The organism is Collinsella aerofaciens, from assembly GCF_028209885.1.
GTDB lineage: Bacteria > Actinomycetota > Coriobacteriia > Coriobacteriales > Coriobacteriaceae > Collinsella > Collinsella aerofaciens_BA.
The window spans coordinates 39851-60119 of record NZ_JAQLEM010000004.1 but is presented as its reverse complement, the minus strand read 5'-3'; the positions used below and the strand labels follow the sequence as shown (position 1 = coordinate 60119).

At 58.9% G+C, this 20269-nt stretch carries 12 protein-coding genes; 1 reads left to right on the top strand and 11 read right to left on the bottom strand.

Annotation, left to right across the window (positions count from 1 at the left end; all coding sequences use genetic code 11):
- Positions 1–123: 123 nt before the first annotated feature.
- Entirely contained in the window at positions 124–1881 is a 1758-nt protein-coding gene (locus PMX21_RS01685) for an ABC transporter ATP-binding protein (protein WP_271757595.1), read from the bottom strand.
- Entirely contained in the window at positions 1882–3708 is a 1827-nt protein-coding gene (locus PMX21_RS01680; protein ID WP_271757593.1) for an ABC transporter ATP-binding protein, read from the bottom strand. It abuts the gene before it with no gap.
- Between the two features lie 114 nt (positions 3709–3822).
- Here PMX21_RS01680 and PMX21_RS01675 point away from each other — a divergent pair, with 114 nt between their 5' ends.
- A complete protein-coding gene (locus tag PMX21_RS01675; protein WP_271757591.1) occupies positions 3823–4827 on the top strand; it encodes a helix-turn-helix domain-containing protein in 1005 nt (334 codons plus the stop codon).
- A gap of 64 nt (positions 4828–4891) precedes the next feature.
- Here PMX21_RS01675 and PMX21_RS01670 read toward each other — a convergent pair whose 3' ends face one another.
- The 9 genes from PMX21_RS01670 to PMX21_RS01630 form a co-directional block, all read right to left on the bottom strand.
- Positions 4892–6256 carry an ATP-binding protein gene (locus PMX21_RS01670; protein ID WP_271757589.1) on the bottom strand — a complete coding sequence of 455 codons (1365 nt, stop codon included), beginning with the start codon at positions 6254–6256 and terminating at the stop codon, positions 4892–4894.
- A gap of 391 nt (positions 6257–6647) precedes the next feature.
- A complete protein-coding gene (gene gatB, locus PMX21_RS01665) occupies positions 6648–8324 on the bottom strand; it encodes an Asp-tRNA(Asn)/Glu-tRNA(Gln) amidotransferase subunit GatB (protein WP_271757587.1) in 1677 nt (558 codons plus the stop codon).
- Positions 8324–9838, bottom strand: coding sequence for an Asp-tRNA(Asn)/Glu-tRNA(Gln) amidotransferase subunit GatA (gene gatA, locus PMX21_RS01660; protein ID WP_271757585.1), 1515 nt, complete (start codon positions 9836–9838; stop codon positions 8324–8326). The genes gatB and gatA overlap by 1 nt, the downstream gene beginning before the upstream one ends.
- Complete coding sequence (gene gatC, locus PMX21_RS01655) at positions 9838–10149, bottom strand: Asp-tRNA(Asn)/Glu-tRNA(Gln) amidotransferase subunit GatC (protein ID WP_055287082.1); 312 nt, start codon at positions 10147–10149, stop codon at positions 9838–9840. The genes gatA and gatC overlap by 1 nt, the downstream gene beginning before the upstream one ends.
- Positions 10150–10431: 282 nt before the next feature.
- Complete coding sequence (locus PMX21_RS01650) at positions 10432–11349, bottom strand: class C sortase (protein WP_271757583.1); 918 nt, start codon at positions 11347–11349, stop codon at positions 10432–10434.
- A gap of 560 nt (positions 11350–11909) precedes the next feature.
- Positions 11910–13655, bottom strand: a complete 1746-nt coding sequence (locus PMX21_RS01645) for a SpaA isopeptide-forming pilin-related protein (RefSeq protein ID WP_271757580.1) — start codon at positions 13653–13655, stop codon at positions 11910–11912.
- A 114-nt stretch (positions 13656–13769) separates the two neighbouring features.
- A complete protein-coding gene (locus tag PMX21_RS01640) occupies positions 13770–15440 on the bottom strand; it encodes a SpaA isopeptide-forming pilin-related protein (protein ID WP_271757576.1) in 1671 nt (556 codons plus the stop codon).
- Complete coding sequence (locus PMX21_RS01635) at positions 15433–18774, bottom strand: Spy0128 family protein (protein WP_271757574.1); 3342 nt, start codon at positions 18772–18774, stop codon at positions 15433–15435. Before PMX21_RS01635 ends, PMX21_RS01640 begins: the two co-directional genes overlap by 8 nt.
- A 505-nt stretch (positions 18775–19279) precedes the next feature.
- Positions 19280–20101 carry an HAD family hydrolase gene (locus PMX21_RS01630; RefSeq protein ID WP_271757526.1) on the bottom strand — a complete coding sequence of 274 codons (822 nt, stop codon included), beginning with the start codon at positions 20099–20101 and terminating at the stop codon, positions 19280–19282.
- Positions 20102–20269 lie beyond the last annotated feature (168 nt).

Sequence of the window (20269 nt, the reverse complement as noted above, 5' to 3'; positions counted from 1 at the left end):
CAAGCGCGGCATGGTGCCTTAGCACCCGAGTTCATTAGTTTGCTCGAGCACGCTTTTGAGACTAGTTTAGTCGAACTATTATGGTCAACCAAAGTTAACCTTTGGAAATCTTGGTCCCCTTTCCTACAGCTGCCAGGCAGCCGCTTCCTTTTGCAGTGCGACCATGCGGGCAAATTCTCCGCCTGCCGCCTTAAGCTGCGCCGGAGTGCCCTGCTCGGCAACCACACCATCCTTGAGCACAACGATTTTGTCGGCATTTTCCACCGTACGCATACGGTGGGCAATAACGATAACCGTCTTACCTGCAAGCAAACGGGAGAGCGCCTGCTGTACCACGGTCTCATTCTCCACATCCAAGCTTGCCGTCGCCTCGTCCAACAGCACGATGGGCGCGTCTTTGAGCAGCGCGCGGGCGATGGAGATGCGCTGGCGCTCGCCACCGGAGAGTTTGGAGCCGTTCTCGCCGATCATGGTGTCGTAGCCCTGCGGCATGCGGTTCACGAACTCGTCGCAGTTGGCGGCACGCGCGGCCGCAAGCACTTCCTCATCGGTGGCATCACGACGCCCGAGGCGGATGTTTCCCATCACCGTGTCGTCAAAGAGCAGCACGTCTTGGAACACAATGGCGTAGTCGCGCAGCAGCACCTCGGGATCAACGCTCGCTACATCCACGCCACCCACGGTGACCGTGCCTTCGGTGGCATCCCAAAAGCGCGCGGCCAGGCGGCTCACCGTAGACTTGCCAGAGCCCGAAGGACCGACCAGCGCCGTGACCTCGCCTTCCTTGGCGGTAAAGCTCACATCGGTAAGAACTTTCTCGCCGGCACGGCCGTCCTCGCCCGCACCATAGCCAAATGCCACGTGATCGAACACCACATCGTGGCCCGCGGGCTCAAATTTCTCGCTGCCCCGCGCCACAGGCTCTTCCATGATGGAACGCATGCGCTTGGCAGACGACTCAGCGGCATACAGCTCGGACATTAACATTAACGCCTGGTCAAAGGGCGCATAGATACGGCTCACCATAAGCAGGAAGGCAAACATCACCAAAAAGTCAACCTGCCCGGAGGCGACCATCGCGGCACCCGTGACCAGCGTGGTGGCAATGCCCAGACGCAGGATGGCAAAGGCGGAGTTGACCAAAAGCCCGTTAGCGAGCTCGCCCTTGGTGGTCTCACGCTCCTCGGCATCGATCACGACGTTGAGCCCCTCAAGATAATGGGCCTCCTGGTTGGTGGCGCGGATCTCGCGAACGCAGTCGAGCGTCTCTTGAATTGCCTCGGTGACCTTGACCTTCTCGGCGCGCACGCGATCGAACACCGGGGTCATGGGGCCGCGTGTTAGATACAGCACGGCAAAGGCCACGGGAACGCTCCAAAACGCCGCAATCGCCAGCTGCCAGCAAAAGAACAGCGACGCCACGAACACAATGGCACTTGCGATGATGGCACCCCAAAGCTCTCCCAGCACGTGGCTGTAGGCGTGCTCCATGGCCTGGACGTCACCCATGATGGTCTCGGTTAAATCGGCCAGATCACGACGACCGAAAAATGACAGCGGCAGTTTGCGCAAGCGCTCGGCAATCTCCATACGCTGCTTGCCGCACTCCTCGTAAAAGATGCAGTAGGTGTAGTAATACTGCTGCCAGTTAGAGGCAAAGAGCATCACGAAAAAGACCAGGAGGCCGCCCACGATCGGCAGGGCATCCGGCAGGTCGGCGCCGGTGGCGAGATGTTCGACAAAACCGGCCATGACCAGGAATAAAAAGCCCATGCCGGCCATGGTAATGAGATTGGTGAGCGTGGTCCAGAAAATACCGCGTTTTACGCCGGCGATGCCTTTATCGGATAGGAAATACTTCTTTTGGAATGAGGCGAACATTTAGGCCTCGCCTCCCTTCGTGACGGCGGTATCCGCGCTCGCAGTAGTAATCTTCCAGCTCGCGGCTTGCTCGTACTCGGCCCACATCTTGGCATACAGACCCTCTTGGGACAGCAACTCGGCATGGGTACCCGACTCCTGCACGCTGCCTTGGTTTAGCACCACGATTTGGTCTGCGCCCACTACAGTCGAGAGTCGGTGCGCAATCATAATGACCGTGCGACCCGCCGCCAGCTTGCTAAAGGCGCGCTGGATGAGTGCCTCGTTCTCGGGGTCGGCAAACGCCGTGGCCTCATCGAGCACCACGATAGGCGCGTCTTTAAGGATCGCTCGGGCGAGTGCCACGCGCTGGACCTCGCCGCCCGAAAGATATGCTCCGCCAGCACCGAGCATGGTATTGATGCCCTGTGGAAGCTTGGCCACAATGTCGTCGCACTGAGCTGCGGAGAGGGCCGCACGCACTTCGTCGTCAGTGGCCGTAGGCTTGGAGGCGCGCACGTTATCGGCAAGTGTTTGCCGGAACAGCTGGTTGGTCTGGAACACGAAGGCGACCTGGTCCATAAGCTCGTGCGGATCCATATCGCGAACGTCCACACCGCCTACGAGCACTCGACCCGAAGAGACATCCCAAAAACGCGGGATCAGGCTTGCGCAGGTTGACTTGCCGCCGCCCGAAGGACCCACAAGCGCAAGGGAACTACCAGCGGGAACGCTGAAACTTACATGGCTAACGGCAGGTGCTTCGGCACCCTCGTACGTAAAGCTCACGTCCTCAAATCGCACGTCGCCGCCGGCAGGGTGCTTGGGTTGGGCGGGCACGGAGAGCTGTTTGGAATCCATGACGCTTCGAATACGAGCCAGCGAATCGGCACTCATCTGAGAGGCCTCGCCCACAAACATGAGCTTGGTCATGGCCGTCGGCACCACGGCCGAAAATATCGCGTAAAACGTGAAGTTGACCATAAAGTGCGCGAAGTCCGTCTCGCCCGGCGCCAACAGCAACGCCACGGGCAGCAGGAATGCCACAAGACCATTGAGCGCGGTAAGGTTGAGTACCTGCGGACCTCGGCAGAACGTGCCCGCATAGTTTTGTGCCATGTCGGCGTATTCGGCGATCGCATCGTGGAAAGCCTTAAAGGAGTAGACCGTCTGCTGAAACACCTTGACCACGGGAATACCGCGTACGTATTCGGTGCCGGTCTTGTTCATCTTGACCAGTGCTCCCATGTAGGCCTTCATGAACTCGGCGCCTTTGCCGCCCATCATGGTGGCCATGGCGCCAAACGAAACGACGACCGAGATAAGGCATGCCGCGCCCAAGCGCCAATCGAGGGCGAAAAGCAACACGAGCAGGCCCACGACCATGGCGGCGGCGCCCGCGATATCGGGCAGCATGTGTGCGAGCAGGGTCTCGGTGGAGGCGGCGCATCCGTCTACAATACGGCGCAACTCACCGGTGGCGTGCGTGTCAAAGTAGCCAAGCGGCAGCTTAAGCAGGTGCTCGCTCGTAGTCTTGCGGATATTGGACGCGCAGCGAAACGCGGACAGATGCGTGCACATGAGCCCCACGAAATAAGCTACGATGCTTGCCAGGGCAAAACCCACGGCCCACCAGCCATACATCGCGATGTCGCAGGCTTCGCTCCAGTTAGGTGCCACGGCGATCAGATCGCGCGCGACAAGCCAAATGCACACGAACGGGCCAAAGCTCAGCAGCTGCGAGAGCGCCGAGAGCGCCATCCCCAAATACGTTAGGTATTTGCGGTCACCGGCATACGCGAGCAACTCGCCGATACCGCCGCCTTCCCTTTTTGATCCCTTTGCCATGAGATTCCTTTCTAACGGCTTGAGAGTTAACCTTAATCAACTTATCATTGACGTGTTAGCCATGGCTCACAATCAAGCCAGGCGTGGACGTTTCTGCAAAGGAAAGGGACGCTTTTGCAAATACGGCGGGCAGCGACCGACATAACCGAGCTCTATGCACCGCAATTTGAGCAGTTTGGCCTGGAGCTTACCGGCAAGGGCGCCGTCTTTACCGGCGAGGTAGCAAACGACCGGGCGCACGGACGCGCATGGATCATGCCCCTCTCCCCCACCTGCATCGTCATGGAGCATTTCATCACCCCGACGCGCGATATGTACCTGGCCGAATACACACCCGAGCCATACGCCTGCGTGAGCGAGGTCAGCGCGCCTACACTTACATGCATGCCCGAGGCTGGCATAACGCCCGCGAACCTTAAACCATTGCATGGACCGTGGCCAAACAATGCCGTTTGCAGCTTTATCCAAGATAGCTGTGGCGAGGAGTTAAGCCCGCTGGTTGCGGGGGAGCTCTACCACTCGCGCTCGGTGCTCTTTTTGCCTGGATATTTTGACGAACTGGAGCACCGCTATCCCACCGAGTTCGCGGGAATCTTTGAGGCGTTTGCCGAGTCATGGCACGAGGAAGCGACGTCTGCCATCTGCCACACGCTGCGCCGGATTAACGAGGAACGCGCCCGCACCGTAGGCGGACACGTCTATATGCAGGGCATCGTGGAGACCATGGTCGCGGAGCTCGCCTGTTCGCGCGCGGCCCACAAGCAGGCGCGGCAGGCGGCAGACACACGCGTCAGCATAACCATTGCCGAAGAAGCAACGGCAATGATTGAGCGCGCGCTCGACAAAGGCAGACATGTGGGTATCAACGAGGTGGCCGAGAGGCTCTACACAAGCCGATCCAAGCTGTGCGCCACCTTTAAGGCCCAAACCGGCGAGTCCCTAGGTGCCTACATACGAAGGCGCCGTATGGAGCGAGCACGGGACCTTTTGGCAGATAGCGCGCTCACGATAGCGCAGGTAGCAGAGCGGCTCGACTACCCTCAGCAAGCCGCCTTCGCCCAAGCCTTCAAACAATACACCGGCACCACCCCCACCGCTTGGCGAAGCAAGCATCGCTAAGGCCCAAGCTCCCTGGCCGTAACGGAGCGATTAATTAGCCACCGCCCGTCAGCTCACCCAGGATCTAAACGTCAAGATGCGCACAATCAAGCGCCTTTTTGATAAGAGGGACAGATCGATCAGCCAAATACAACGGAATGTTGAGCACCCCGTCGTCGAGCTTTAGGTTCTTAAGTGAGTAGCGGACCCTCAATGGAGTCGTCTCCGCATGCTTGTCGGCATAGTACTTAAGGCTCTTGGAGTGAACGACCTCTCCCGATTTGACCTCGACGGGAACGATTTCGTTTCCGACTTGAATCAAAAAATCGACTTCGTGCTTCGGCTTCTCGTTTGTCCAGTAACGCGGAGCAGCATCTAACTGTGAAAGTAATGCCTGAAGCACATAGTTCTCGGCGAACGAACCTTTGAACTCCGAAAATAGCGCATCCGAGATGGCAAAAGCGGACGCATCCAGCCTTGCCATGCGGCGCAGCAAGCCGACATCAAGACAGTAGACTTTAAATGCCTTGAGGTCATCGTACGCAGAGAGCGGCACACCACCGGCAGCATTAAGGCGAACCGCCGTGATGAGCCCAGCATCGGCAAGCCATTCCAGAGCATCCTCGTATTCTCGAGCACGAGCCCCCTCGCGCACCGCACCCCAAACGAACTTTTTGTTCTCGCGCGCCAACTGAGCTGGAATCGAGTTCCATATTTGTGAAAGCTTGGCGAACTGCGCACGGCCACCATGCTTGGCAAAATCGCGCTCGTAGGAATCCAAGAGATCAGACAACACCTTATCGACCTGAACGATATCGCCCGTCTCCACCCACCGGCCAAGAGCCTCTGGCATGCCGCCGCATGCAAAATAACGACGAAGATGCTCGACGAGACGGACATGGAAGAAATCGGGCACTGTCTCGATCTGATCCAGGCCGCCAAGGTATTCGTCGTAGTTTGCAGCGCCCTCGGCTTTCAGAAACTCGGAAAAGCTCATGGGGCGCATCTCCATGAACTCGACCTTTCCCACCGGAAAAGCGCTGGTCTCACGGGACAAGCGAACGCCCAACAAAGACCCTGCGCATGCGACGTGATACTCGGGGGCCTCGTCACAGAAGTATTTAAGGGCGCCGACTGCAGAAGGACAATCCTGGATCTCATCAATAATAAGCAGCGTTTTGCCGGGATCGATAGGCTGTCCAAGTGCCAGGGAAAGATTTGAGATGATCCGTCGAGGATCGCGCGTACCTTCGAAAAACTGAGCGTACTCGCTCTGTACCCCAGGTGACGGCTCCTCGAGCGTCAGATACACAAAATTGATGTACGAGGTTCGGCCGAACTCCTTAAGCGCCCACGTCTTTCCAACCTGGCGCGCCCCCTTAAGGATAAGCGGCTTACGATATTCTGACGCTTTCCAAGCGTTAAGCTTGGCAATGATATCTCGCTGCATGGACGAACCTCCCGCAAAGAAACTTCCGTAAACGTGATATTTCCCACATTTTACCCTAGGTAAAACGTGACATTTATCACATTTACGGAAGTTTTTAGCTCATTTCGCCACACTCTCATCACATTTATTGCAATGTGACAAAGGGACAGTCCCTTTGTCACCCGCACAAAAATGGACGCGCCAACGGCGCGCCCATTCACTCTATTCCATTCAGCCCCACCTGACCCGAACGGCCGAGTCGTTGCCAGAACCCGGGAGCCCCGGCAGGGCGGGTGCTTGCTCAAAATAAGTTCCGCACGCAAAGAAGGCCACTTAATGTGGCCTTCGTCTTGCGCAGGACTGTTTGAAATTTTGAGGAAGCACCCGCCCTGCCGGGGCTCCCGGGCTCCGCTTATGAGAGCGACGTTCTCAGCAACTCGTTGAAGAGCTTCGGGTTGCCCTTGCCGCGGCTCGCCTTCATGCACTGGCCCACCAAAAAGCCGATGACCTTCTGGTTTCCATCACGATACTGCTGCGCCTGATCGGCACAGTTTGCCAGCACCTCGTCCACGATCGGCTGCAGCGCGCCGGCATCGCTCACCTGACGCATACCGCGCTCGTCGACGATCTTGTTGGGGTCGTCGCCGGTCTGAGCCATGGCCTCAAAGACCTCGTGCGCTTGGTTGGAGCTGATGGCATCGGTCGCCAGCAGCTTGGCAAGGGTTGCCACCTGAGCCGGCGCGATGCCGGACTCGGCCAGCGAGACGCCTACACCCTTAAGGTAGGCGATCATCTCGTTCACCAGCAGGTTTGCAACCGTCTGAGCCTCCTTGCCAGCCATACCGGCAGCGGCGGCCTCAAAGAACTCGGCAAACTCCGGATCGCCGGCAATCTGCTCGGCATCGGCAGCCTTAATGCCAAAGTCGGCCTCAAAACGGGCGCGCTTGGCATCGGGCAGCTCGGGGATCTCGCCACGGCAGCGGTCGATGAACTCATCGTCCAGATCGAACGGCGCCAGATCGGGATCGGGGAACAGGCGATAGTCGTCGGCCGTCTCCTTGACGCGCATGACCACGGTGCGCTTACGGCTGGGCTCCCAGTGACGGGTCTCCTGATAGATGATGCCGCCCTCCTCGAGTACCTCGGCCTGGCGGCAAATCTCGTAGGCAAGGCCATCGTGCAGGCTCTTAAACGAGTTGAGGTTCTTGAGCTCGGTCTTGGTGCCCAGCTTGGTCTCGCCGCGGCGGCGCAGCGACACGTTGCCGTCGCAGCGCATGGAGCCCTTCTCCATGGAGCAGTCGGAAATGCCCAGCGTCACAAAAATGCGACGGAGCTTCTCCATAAACAGGCGAGCCTCCTCAGGTGTGCGCAGATCGGGCTCAGTCACGAGCTCAATCAAAGGCGTGCCGCAGCGGTTGTAGTCGACGAGCGACTCAGCCGCGGCGGTAATGCGGCCCTCGGCGCCGCCCACGTGCACCATCTTGGCGGCGTCCTCCTCCATGTGGATGCGCAGGATGCGGATGGGCACCGTGTAGGAACCATCCTCGCGACGCTCGGGCATCTGCAGGTTGGACGCGTCATAGCTGGCCAGGTGGCCGGCGCGCTGGTTGCCCTCGCGCATGGTCGACGTCATAGACGTGGACAGGCCCTCGGCGTTGGCCGAAGCGCTCGCCAGGCTCTGGGCCTCGGCCTCGCCAAACGCGCAGTCGGGGCGCTCGGCGGCACCGCGACCGGTCACGTCCAGATCCAGGTGACCGTACATGGCAAAGGCAACCGGACCCTGCGTGGTCTGGAAGTTCTTGGCCATATCGGGATAGAAGTAGTGCTTGCGGTAGAACATCGAGTGGCGCTGGATCTCGCAGTTGGTGGCGAGACCGGCCTTGACGATGCTCTCGATGGCGCGCTTGTTGGGCACCGGCAGGGCGCCGGGCAGGCCCAGGCACACCGGGCACACGTTGGCGTTGGGCTCGTCATCGTGGCTGAGCTTGCAGTTGCAAAACATCTTAGTATCGAGTGCGGTGAGCTCGGTATGGATCTCCAGGCCGATCACGGCCTCCCAATCCTGCAGGACCTCGGAAAGCTCCTTCATTACAGCTCGCCTCCCTTCCCGGCAAAATCGGGCGCGACGGAAAGCGCGGGCGCACCCGTGGCGGCATCGGCAAAGCCGCGCTCCAGGGCGCGGGCAAACGTGAGCAGCTGACGGTCCTTAAAGGCCGGACCCACCAGCTGGGCAGAAACGGGCAGCTGAGTATCCTCGCCCAGGCCCAGCGGCACCGAGATACCACCGTTGCCGCAAATGTTGAGCGAGATGGTGTACAGGTCGGAGAGGTACATCTGCGTGGGGTCGCTGATCTCGCCAAACTTAAAGGCCGTGCGCGGCGAGGCAGGCATGAGGATGGTGTCCACCTTGGCATACGCGGCGTCGTAGTCCTGCGTGATGAGCGTGCGGGCCTTTTGCGCAGCGTAGTAGTACTTGTCGTACACGCCCGAGCTCAGCAGGTAGGCGCCGAGCATCTGACGGCGCTTGGCCTCGGCGCCAAAGCCGTGGGCGCGCGAAAGCGAGCTCTGGTCGGACAGGTTGGCGCAGCCCTCCTCCTGGTAGCCGTAGCGAATGCCGTCGAAGCGGGCCAGGTTGGAGAACGCCTCGGCCGGGCCGATGACGTAGTAGGCGGCGATAGCGGCGTCCAGGTGCGGCAGGTCGACCTCGACCAGCTCGGCGCCCTGGTTCTGCAGCTCCTGGGCGGCGCGCTGAACAGCAGCCTTGACCTCGGGCGTCAGACCATCGGCCTCCATAAACGCGGGGATGATGCCCACGCGCTTGCCCTCGATGCTGTCGTTGAGATGCTCGGTAAAGTCGACGGCGCAATCCTGGCTGGTGCAGTCGTACGGATCGTGGCCCGCGCCGGTAAGCGCATTCATGGCCAGCGCGACATCCTCGACCGTGCGGCCAAAGGGGCCCACCTGGTCGAGCGACGAGCCAAAGGCGACCACGCCGTAACGGCTCACGGCACCATACGTGGGCTTAAAGCCCACCACGCCGCACAGCGACGCCGGCTGGCGAATGGAGCCGCCGGTGTCCGAGCCCAGCGAGAGCGCGACCTCGCCCGCGGCGACGGCGGCAGCGGAGCCGCCCGAGGAGCCGCCGGGCACGCGCTCGGTATCCCAGGGGTTGTTGGTGCGGTGGAACGCCGAACTCTCGGTGGAGCTGCCAAAGGCAAACTCGTCCATGTTGGCCTTGCCCATGGGCAGGCAGCCGGCATCGAGCATGCGCTGGACGCAGGTGGCGGTGTAGACGCTCTGGTAGTTCTCGAGCATGCGGGAAGCGCAGGTGGTGCGCGTGCCCACGAGGTTCATGTTGTCCTTAATGGTCAGCGGCACGCCCGCGAGCGGGGGCAGCGGCTTGCCTGCGGCACGGTCGGCATCCACGCGCGCAGCGGCCTCGAGCGCAAGCTCGGGCGCCACCTGCAGGAATGCTTGGACCCCGCCCTCGCGCGCCTCGATGGCGGCAAGGGAAGCCTGGGCCACCTCGGTAGCGGTAAAGTCGCCGGCAACAACGCCCGCGGCGATCCGGGCGGCGGTAAGGGAATCGAAGCTCTGCGCCATTACTCGCTCTCCCCCTCTCCCAAAATGGACGGCACGCGGAAGTAGCGGTCGCGCGCGCTGCCGGCGTTTTCGAGCGCGACGTCGAGCGGCAAATCGCGCTCGGGCTCGCGCAGGTCATCGCCCATCACGTTGGACAGGCTTCCGATAGGATGGAACGTGGGCTCCACGTCGGGCAAGTCATATTGCAAGACGGGCTCGAGCATCTGGACGGCGTCGTTCAGGTAGGACGTCATCTGGGTGAGCTCGTCATCGGTCAGTGCGATCTTTGCGTACTCGGCGATGCCGCGCACGTCTTTCTCGCTGAGTGCCATAGGCGCTCCCTTCCGCATAACAGATAAACCGCTCTAGTATACAAGGCAACGCCGCTTGGAGCAGGCGCTTTACCCAAATGCAGCGAAAACGTAACGAGGACGGCGGTTGGCAGGCTGCGGGCTGGCGGTTCTGCAGCGAAACCGCACCGTCCATAGCGAAAACCATCACAACATTCGACGCTTTTCGCCAAAATCGAGATTTTCATCGAATGTTGTGATGGTTTGGAAGCCCCGGCCACCACAAAGGTGCCTGTCCCCATTGTGGTGGTTCTGGAGAATGTCTTATGCCGAGGTCTTGGCCTTGCGGCGCTTGCGGACCGCGTGGATCACGATGTCCAGCAGCAACAGTACGATGGCCACGACCACGATAAGCACGGCAAACTCGCGCTTGCCCCAGTGGCGGCCGGCCAGCGACTTTTGCTTGTCGACGTCCTTCTTGCTGTACTTGGTGCGTACGCAATGCACCAGCAGGCGATGGTCGTTCACGCCGTAGGGCGTGCAGGTGACAAGCGTCACCTTGTCGGCGCCCGCCTCGATGGTCAGCGACTCCATCTCCTCGGGCAGCACCACCTCGGAGTCCACCATCTTGTAGGCGAGCGTCTTGTTCATGGTGTGCAGCAGCACCAGGTCGCCGGGCTCCAGCGAATGGATGTCGTCGAACATGCTTAGGTTGCGCATGCCCGAGTGCGCGGTGAGCACGCAATGCGTCGAGGCGCCGCCCACCGGCAGGCTCGTGCCCTCCAGGTGGCCGACGCCCGCCATAAGGACTTCCTCGCTCGTGCCGTGGTAGATAGGCATGCTCACGTCGATGGAGGGGATCTCGACCCAGCTCATCATGGGGTCGCGGTCAAAGATGAGCTGCTGGGCATAGGGCTCGATCTGGTCGGCGGGAAGCTCGGTGGCCTCGCCCGCCAGCTGCTCGTTAAAGGAGCGCGCCTGGAGCAGGATGCGCTCGCGCTCCTCGGCAGACAGCGCGTCCACGGTGCTGGACACCGTGCTGATCTGGTTAAACACGCCCGAGGCTTCGAGCCGGTCCAAGATCCACGGCCAGGTCATAAGGCCCACGCCAATAAGGATGATGACGATGGTGATGAGCCGGTCGGCCCAGCGCGGCAGTCGCTTGCGACGACGCTTGGGCTTTTGTTGAGATTTGGGCTGAGGGCTTGAGCCGCCGTTGGCCGCGGCGTTATTGCTCTTCATATGTTTGGCGCCCTGCACCATCGCCGGTCACTCCTTTACAGCTCAGGTTGTCTAAACAAATAATAGCCGAATTACGAGCTTCCGCGCCGGACAACGCAGCTAGACTGCACCGTCCAGTCGAGGATAAGCCAGCATTTGAGTTTTCAAAATGTCCCGGATCGGCGGGGCGATTCGGGATACAATGTCAATAGGAAACGACGCACCCCGCGTAAGTACTTTGGAGCGCGGGCGACCAGTTTCCGGTGTTATTAAATGCCCGGGCCTCTAACCCCGGGCATTCTTATTTGCGCTTGTTGCGGCGCAAATGCCTTCCACCGTCCGCACCGCGCGTGCGCCTACGGACCTTAAACCGAACCTCATACGAGTCAAGAAACGCGATGACGAACGTGCCCGCATCGGACAATGGAGGCTGGCTGCGTTATCCCAAAAAGGGGCAAACTCCAGTGCGGAATCTGCCCCGAAATGAGAATGGCAAAGCAAGAACGTCAATGGACGAGAAAAGTGTCCGCAAGTCTCATGGCCATCACATCCCACCTGCCAAAGGGATGGGTGAGCGAGCGTTACTCCTGCTCGGACTCCTCAGCCTGCTTACGGCTGCGGATGAGGTGCGCCACGCCGATGCACAGCACCGCGCCACCAGCGATCCAAGTGAAGGTCACGCCATTGAGGCCGGTGAGGGGAAGGCCGGAGCCCTGCTGGTCGACAATGATGAAACTGAGCTTACCGGTAGACGCGGTAGCCGAATTGTTCTTCACGACACCATTTGCTGCATTGATTGCAGAATCCGCACTAGGGGTAACGTCATCGCCATTCTGGTAAAGATCGCGCTTGATGGTAAAGGTCACACCGTTTGCTGCGGAGTTGTTGTAACCAGGGGCGGGCGTAACCTCCGTGAGGACGTAGGTGCCCTCGTCGAGACCGACAACGTTAAGCTTGCCGGAGTCATCAGTTGTCAGCTTAGCCTTTGCTTCATCGGTCGTCTTGACACCATTTGCCATGATAAACTTGTTAGTATCACCCTGCTCTTGCAGCGTAAACTCAACACCTTTGAGTCCCTTTGTTTCATCATCAGAACCGACCTTGGTGACATCGATACCGTAGGTGTAATCATAGGCAGGATGCTCAACCGTGGCGCCAACACCTTCGGCATGCGGATTGTTGGAATAAGTCAGCGTAACCTTATTTTTCTGGGCTTTACCAACCAAACCTTTGAATTCATCTTTGATCTTGCCATTTTCGAAAATCTTGGTGGAGTCGAGCTTGGCCTTGTACTCGACAGTCACCTTCGAGCCACTGTTCAACACAATAGAATTGCCACTCTCATCCGTGCAGCTCTTGAGATCGGTGAAGTCGACAGTTATCTTATCGTTCACGTACTTGGCGGTGTAGCAGTCAGTCTTGACCTCGGTATCACCGATCTTGACCGTGACGTCTGGCGTCGTGCTACCATCCTTAAACTTCGGCGTCATGGATTTGGGGAGCTCATCAGTGAAGGTGTACTTGTAGGTGCTGTAGGTGTTGATGTTGCTTGCAACCGTACCGGTAAGAAGATAGTCGACATAGTCGCCCATCTGAGAGTCAGCAGCCTTGTTGGGATTCTCGAATGTACCAAACGTGCCATCCACTGCGTCATCCTTGACGGCCTTGGTCACGTTGGGGACGTCCTTCTTGGGCTCCGCCTTTACATCTTCACCACCGACGACAGTGAAGATTGGCGAGGTATAGGCGTCGGTATTGCCGTTGGCCGAATCGCTAGATGTGGTCGAACCAACATTTGCAGTCACAAAGAGCCAATAGCCGGTGTTTAAAGCCTTAAAGTCTCCCTTGCTGGAATCGCCTGGGTTTGTCCAGGTTAGAGTCGAACCCTCAAGTGCGGCAGCAATCTTATCCAACGTGGAGCCAGCGTCAACCTTAGCAGTCTGGCCAACTTTATTACCGGCATTATCTTTAATGTACTTGGCCCAAGCCTGAGCGCCTGCATTCGCAGCAGGAGCCTCCGCGACGCCAGTAAATGCACCAGTCACAACACTCATAACATCAGGCGACGCCCAATCAATATCGGAAAGGGTCTTATCGCCAGACCAGGCACTTCCATCATAATTCTGCGTAACCTTTGCCTTGAAAATCTGGATGCCCTTAAAGGTTGTGTCCTTATAGGTCTTCTCGTCAATCTTTACATTGCCGTCCGTGGCCACCGTCGGCGTGCCCGCCGCAAACGCCATGGTCACCGGGGCCATCACGCCGCCGAAGCTCAGCGCTGCTGTGAGGCCGGCGGTTACTGCCAGGCGTGCGATGTTCTTGCTCATGCTCATCTTCTTTTCCTCTGCTTTCTGCTCGAATTCCATTTGATCTAAATCTGTCTGTCTGTGTCTTAGCATCTGCTTCGCTACGTCTCGCCCCGCTCTCTGTGGGGCTGCCAGCTACTCTTTATGGCTGCCACCTCCCCGCTTGACCAGGAGCGCGACCACGATGAGCGCGGCTCCGGCGACCGCTGCGGCGGCCGCGGCGTACATTGCCATATCGCCAGTCGAGGGCATAAAGCCTCCGGTGGTAATGCTAGGGGGTGCGCCGGTGGGTGTGTTGATAAGCGACGCCTCCAGGCTGCCCGTCGACCCGTCCGCGCTGTCGGCGCGCAGGGGCGACTCGGCCGTGATGGTGAGCTTGGGCTTGGCGGCGGCCACCTGGTCGACGTCCAGGCCCTCGGCCTTGACCGTCACGGAGCGCGTGCCCTCAAAGGCGGTGTAGCCCTTGGGCGCCTTGAGCTCGCGGACCTCCAGCTTGCCCGAGTCCACGCCCGAGACGGTCACGCGGCCGTCCTCGCCCGTGGTGACGGTGGCCTTGCCCTCCGCATCCCACGTGCCGTCGGCCGCCAGTGTGCGACCGCGGTCATCGGCGATACTCAGGACCGCCCCGGCAAGCGGCTTGTCGCCGTCGCTGCCGCGCTTGGTGAGCGCGAGATCCCAGGTGTAGGCGCACGCGTCATCGCTCGGCGTGCGGGTAAAGCCGGCGTCGCCGGACTGGTCGGCAAAGGGAGAGCGCGGGTAGCGCAGGTAGACCTCGTTGGGGTTGCCCTTCGCGATGCCGTGGTTGCATGCGCTGTTGAGCGGCGCGTTGTACACGGCGACCACGCGGGCGTCCGCGGTGAAGGCGTCGGCCCCGCCGAGCGCGGCGATGAGGTCGCCGGTGCGCACGGTGAAGGTCTTGCCGTCCGCCGCTACCTTGGTGGCGCACTGGGCCGTGATGTCGGTCCAGCCCTTCGCGGACTCGGTGCCGGCGCGGCCGTCCTTATTGGTCGAGACGGCGTCGAAGCCGCCGTCCGCGCTCGCCGCCACGTACACGCGCATGCTCGCGGCGACCATGGAGAGGTCGAGCCCCGCGCTCATGGTGTCGACGAACTGCACCGTATAGGTGTCGTAGGCGGTAAGACCCGCCGGGACCGTGGCCGAGAGGCGCCAGTACAGGTCGTCGGCGACCGTGGCGTCGGCGGCCTTCTGCCAGGCGGCGGTGCTGTCCTCCAGCACGTGCTTGACGACCTTGGAGGTCGCCGCCTTGGGCTTGACGGTGACGGCGCTGCCGCCGACCAGCGCCATGATCGGCGCGGTGCCGGCCTCGTCCTGGGAAATGGCGGCGTCGTCGGCGACGATGAGCCAGTAGCCACAGGACAGCTCGGCCGTCGTGCCCGCGTTAAGGGCCACGGACTCGGCGTCAGAGCTCTGGAGGGAACGAGCGAGCTGTGCGCTCAGCGCGCTCGTAAGGTGGGAATCGGTGTTGAGCCACTCGGCAGCTTCCTGCGCGGTGGTCTGGGAATTGGGCATACCGGCGCTGTGCAGCACAGGCAACACGGCATCGCGCGCGGCGTCGCTTGCCCAGGCGAGGTCGGTGGCGATCTTGGCGTCGCTGTCGCCGTCGACGACGTTGGCGCTAAAGATCTGGTAGGCGTCGTAGCTGCTCGCCACGGTGCCGCTCACCGTGATGGAACCGGTCGAGGTCGGCGCGGCCTGCGCGGAAGCGGGGAACACAACCGCGCAGGTGCCGATCAGGAGGGCAAGCAGCGCAAACATGATCGGGAAGGAGCAAACTTTCTTATTCACGACGCTTACCTCCCTTCGCATTCGCCTTGCGACGAATGTGCATCCAGGCCGCAGCAGCGCAAAGCACCGCCGCGCCGGCAAGGTACGTCAGAGTGACGCCCGACATACCAGAAAGGGGCAAAGAGGTGGAGTAGGTGTTGGTGAAGGTGGGATCGGCGGTCGGGTTTTCGCTTGGCTTGCCGCTGGCGTCGACCTCGTAGTAGGTCGGCGTGCAGTTCAGATTACCTTTGCCGTCGTCTTGAGCCGTCACCACAACCTTGAAGGTCTTGGTGTCGTTCTTGTAGCCTTCGTGCTCGGTGCCTTCGTTCTCTTTGGCGGCACATTCACGGATATAGTAGGTGACTGTTGCTTTGCCTTCAGTGAGATCTTTGACGCCAAGTGGGCCAATTGTCTGCTCAGCAAACGTCACCGTTGCCTCATTGCCCGTCCCCTTACTAGTGTATTGGGTATTGAGCACCTTCTCATTGCCACTGGCATCCTTGGTGTACAGCTCGAACTTGAACTTCTTCATCTCGCCGCCATCGACCTTCTTGGTCACCTGAGGTGTCCAAGTGCCTGAAGCCTGGTAGGGCGCAAGTTCGTTCTTAAACGCAGGGTTGGATTCATTGCCGATTCTTACGGTCGAGATGGTTTTATCTTTCGGATCTTCACTCCAGCTATAGAAGCCTGCACCGGGATCAGTGAAAGACTTTTCGTTTTTCCTTTTGACGGTGACTATGGAAGCGCTTGTATTGACCGAAAAACGTTTAATCTCAATTCCCAAGAAATTCGTTGTTTCAACTGGCTGATCGCTAACCTCTACATGTATTTTGTAAATAGACTTATCAAACTTTGTTCCTTTTTCGTTGACAGGAACTTTATCAGGGTCAGGGGGAACTTCAACAAGGTAGAGGTCGTAATTGCCCGACTGGTAGTTCGCGCCCGTATCAATGAGAATGTCTCCGTTTTCATCGACGGTAACCGCGGGCATAGCCTCGCATCCGTTTTCGTTAAGCGTGCCGTTCTCATTCCAGCATGGTGCCTTCTTTGAATTGGCAGGTGCGCCCAACAGCTTAAACTGATAGGGATGTTCTTTGAGACTCCGCTTAGCACCGTCCTTCATAAGGACTTTATTTGCCTTGACTTTGATTGCAGGATACGCGTTCAAAGCCTCGACCTTGCCAACGACAAGATCGCCGTTGGTCATGATGCCGCCGCCGTGGGTGTATGAGTAGTTGCCACTGATGACAGTGGTCGCAGCGTTTTGGGCAGCGGTCTTGGCATCATTGGTCGGATGAGCCTCAAGACCAAACATGTACTTAGCCTCGGCACCGCCGTTGGCATCGATGGTTATCTTCTCACGGTCGCATGTGCCCTTCCAGCCAGCCGAGCCACCGCCGAGCATCTTGCCAAGAACGACCGCAACCGTATTTTGGCTGTCGTCCTTGCGTACCAAGAAGAAATCCTTATGACCCTCTTCTTTGAAGGTTGAGGTAATGTAATTAGTATTTTTGTCCAAATCCTTATCATGACCACCGGCAGAGAAGTGCTCACCGTGATCCGCATTGTTGTAGATTGCAGCACCATTTGAGTGAGAGACAATCGTCTCGCCCGTAGGGCAAGCACCAACGCCGCCACCCCAGCCGCCGGCCTCATTGTTGGTAATCAACGTCTGTACGATATTGAGCTTGCCGCCCTGCTGGATAAAGATGCCGCCGCCGCCCCAGTCGCCCCCGCGACCGTTAGTGCTGCCCGTCATGGTCTTGTTGTTGGTGATGTAAACCTTGTTGGGCTTGCCCGGCTCAGTCCCAATATCGCCGGTAGTACCGGTGGAAATACGGAGACCACCGCCCTCGGCGTTTTCGGACATATTGCCTGCAATAATGCCGCCCGTCATTTTGAACTTAATCGCCTGGTTCCAAAAGCCAGCGTAGATTCCGCCGCCGGCCTCATGGGAATAATTGGCAGTAACGGAGCCACCCGTCATAGTTAGTGTGCCGTCGTGTGTGCATGCAATGCCGCCGCCACCGAGCACGCCATTGTTGTAAAGGTTATCAGTGACGCAATCGTTGACTCGGTTGTTTGTTATACAGGCAGAGCCGCTAATGGTAACGTTTGCGCGCTTGGTATAAACACCGCCACCGTAGCCACCGGCGTTGGTGTCGTCACCATTGTTGATGGTATTTCCATACGTAGCGTTGCCAGTGATAATTCCGCCTGCAAGATTCAGGGTGGCTCCAAAGTCAGCAAAGACGCCGCCGCCAGCAGCCGCCTTGTTTCCCGCGACCACACCGCCCGTCATTTCGAGTTTGGGATTCGTGCCCCCTATGCACAGGCCACCGCCCCAGCCACCGCCGTTGCCGTTGGTGACGTAACCGCCCGCGATTTTGACCGTACCCTCGGAATAAATCACATGGCCGCCGGGGCTCAGATTGGCAGCCGTGGTAATCATGCCGCCCTCGAGATTGAGTGTGCTGCCCGCTTCAACGTTGACCACATACTTTACGGAACCGCTGTCCGACGCCGCATCGATAGCGCCGAAACCCGTAACAACATGCTCGTACGTAGTCTCGGTGGTGCCAAGTCCATCTGTTGTACTGGGCGTGCTCTTAGTCTCATAGTAAGTAAGATTCTTAGGAGTGCCTTTATTAGAGTCGCTTCCCCTTTCCCACTCCATACTCGCAAGCTGACCCGCCGGCGTCTTGGCCGTATCGACTCGTCTTGGTACATCATTTGTTTTTTTGCTTAAATCCTCGATAGTGAGTGTGGCTTTGTTTTCGACCACAAAGAAGGAGTCTAAGCCGCCAGAATGGTTACAGAGCATGTTGCCGTTAAGATCGATGGTGGTGTCTTTGTTGATAGTGATCTGCTTATCCGAATAGGCATAATCCGTCAGTCGGAACTTGCCGCCATTGATAAATGCCTCAGAAACATTGCCGCTTACCTCGGTATAGTCATCGGCACTGACGGTGGCGGGAGCGTTTTCATCGTTATTTTCATCATCCGCAGGCTGTACGTCGGAAGGCTGCGTGTCGCCCTCGGCCTCCGTGTCGTCGGACGGCAGGCCTGCGGCAGCGGCGTCTTCGCCCGTGCCATTCCCGGCATCGTCACTATTCAGCTTTTTGGTATCCCCGCTGTTGGTGTTTTCTACATCAGTAGACTCAGTTGAGGAATCAGCCGCCGCCACAGTTTTCTCGGCTGCACCCGCCTCGGCATCGTTGGCAATGGCCTGCGAGATCGGGGGCATGACGAGCGACAGTACCAGGCTCAACACGGAGGCTCCGCACAAAACGCCTGCCAGTACACGGCGCGTCGCTTTATTGTTCTGCTTAGATTTGTCTGAATTCGCTTTCATCGATGTCTCCTCCCCAAGAGACCGCGATCTTGCTCTTTCACAATCAAACGTATCTGCGCAACCTGTAATTGCGCACGTTTAGTAATCCATATTGTAACGATTGTTTGAACATCTGAGCAACAAAACCGACAATTTTGTAGCGAATTCTCAATTCTCTTGACATTTTCTCAGATTTACCTTCGTTTATTCGCTATTTATTTTTTGTTTCTACTGGTAATTTAGTTGCCTATCCATTTTTTAATGGCATTAGATTAATTTGCACAACATTTTGCTCAAGAGCAAGCATCCTGTGAACAGTCGAAAGCGACCATGAGCGGTAGGACATTTACCGAGAGGAATATCCTACCAAACTGATGAGAATATCTTAAACCCATCGGTGGTTTGAAGCATGGTGTTCAGACAACAATATTTGAATTTTCACACAGATTTTCGGTATCAATTCGCCCAAATCGCCTGAGGCCACCACAAAGGCACCTGTCCCCTTTGCGGTGGTTCTGCCCCAACGCTACAGCAAATGTTCCTCGATAAAGATCGCGATGCCGTCTTCGTCGTTGCTCGCGGTTACAAAGTCGGCGGCGGAGCGGGTGGCGTCGCTGCCGTTTGCCATGGCCACGCCCACGCCGGCGTCAGCCACCATGCAGGTGTCGTTGTCCGCATCGCCAAACACGCAAATGTTCTGGAGCTCCATGTCGTTGAGCTCCGCCACGCGCACAAGGCCGCGCGTCTTGGACACGCGCGGATCCATGAACTCGTAGAGCCACTGTGTGGTTTGCAGAGCCGCCGCCTTAACGGTGTTATCGGCAAACGTCGACGCCCGCTCGATGACCCGCGGCATCACTTCGAGCGCCATGGTAAACATCACCTTGGGCTGCGGCTCGCGCAAGAACTCGGCAAAATCGACCACCTGGTAGGGCACGCCGTCGACGCGCGACAGGTGCTCGACGCACGCGTTGCTCTCGGGCACGTAGAACACGCCGTCTCGGGGGCAGACGGGTGTTGCCGGAAGGTCCGCCATGTGCTTGCAGATGCGCGCGATGGTCTCGCCCGGCAGCGGATAGCTCAGCTCGTTGATGTCATGCGCGCGGTCGATGACCTCGGCGCCACCGCAGCCCACCATCACGTCTACCAGGCCTTCGATGCCCCAGAGCTCATACATGGCCTCGGTCGCGTGGGCGTCGCGGCCGGTGCACAGGCCAAAGAGCACGCCGCGCTCACGCAGGGAGCGGATCGCCGCCACGGTGCGCGGGGACACCGTGTGCTGGCTCGTGAGCAGCGTGCCGTCGATATCGCAGAACACGGCTTTGATGTGGCTGAAGGTGGTGTCCATGGGGGCCTTTCTGGGTTGTGTGGCGGTGCTGAATGTGGTCGGAAATGGTGTACATGGTATACCAAGGCGCAGGCGCGGCCTGTCAAAGCAAAAACCACCACAAAGGTGCCTGGCCCCTTTGTGGTGGCCGGACCCGAAGGGTGGCCGGACCCGGGGCGCAAACCATCA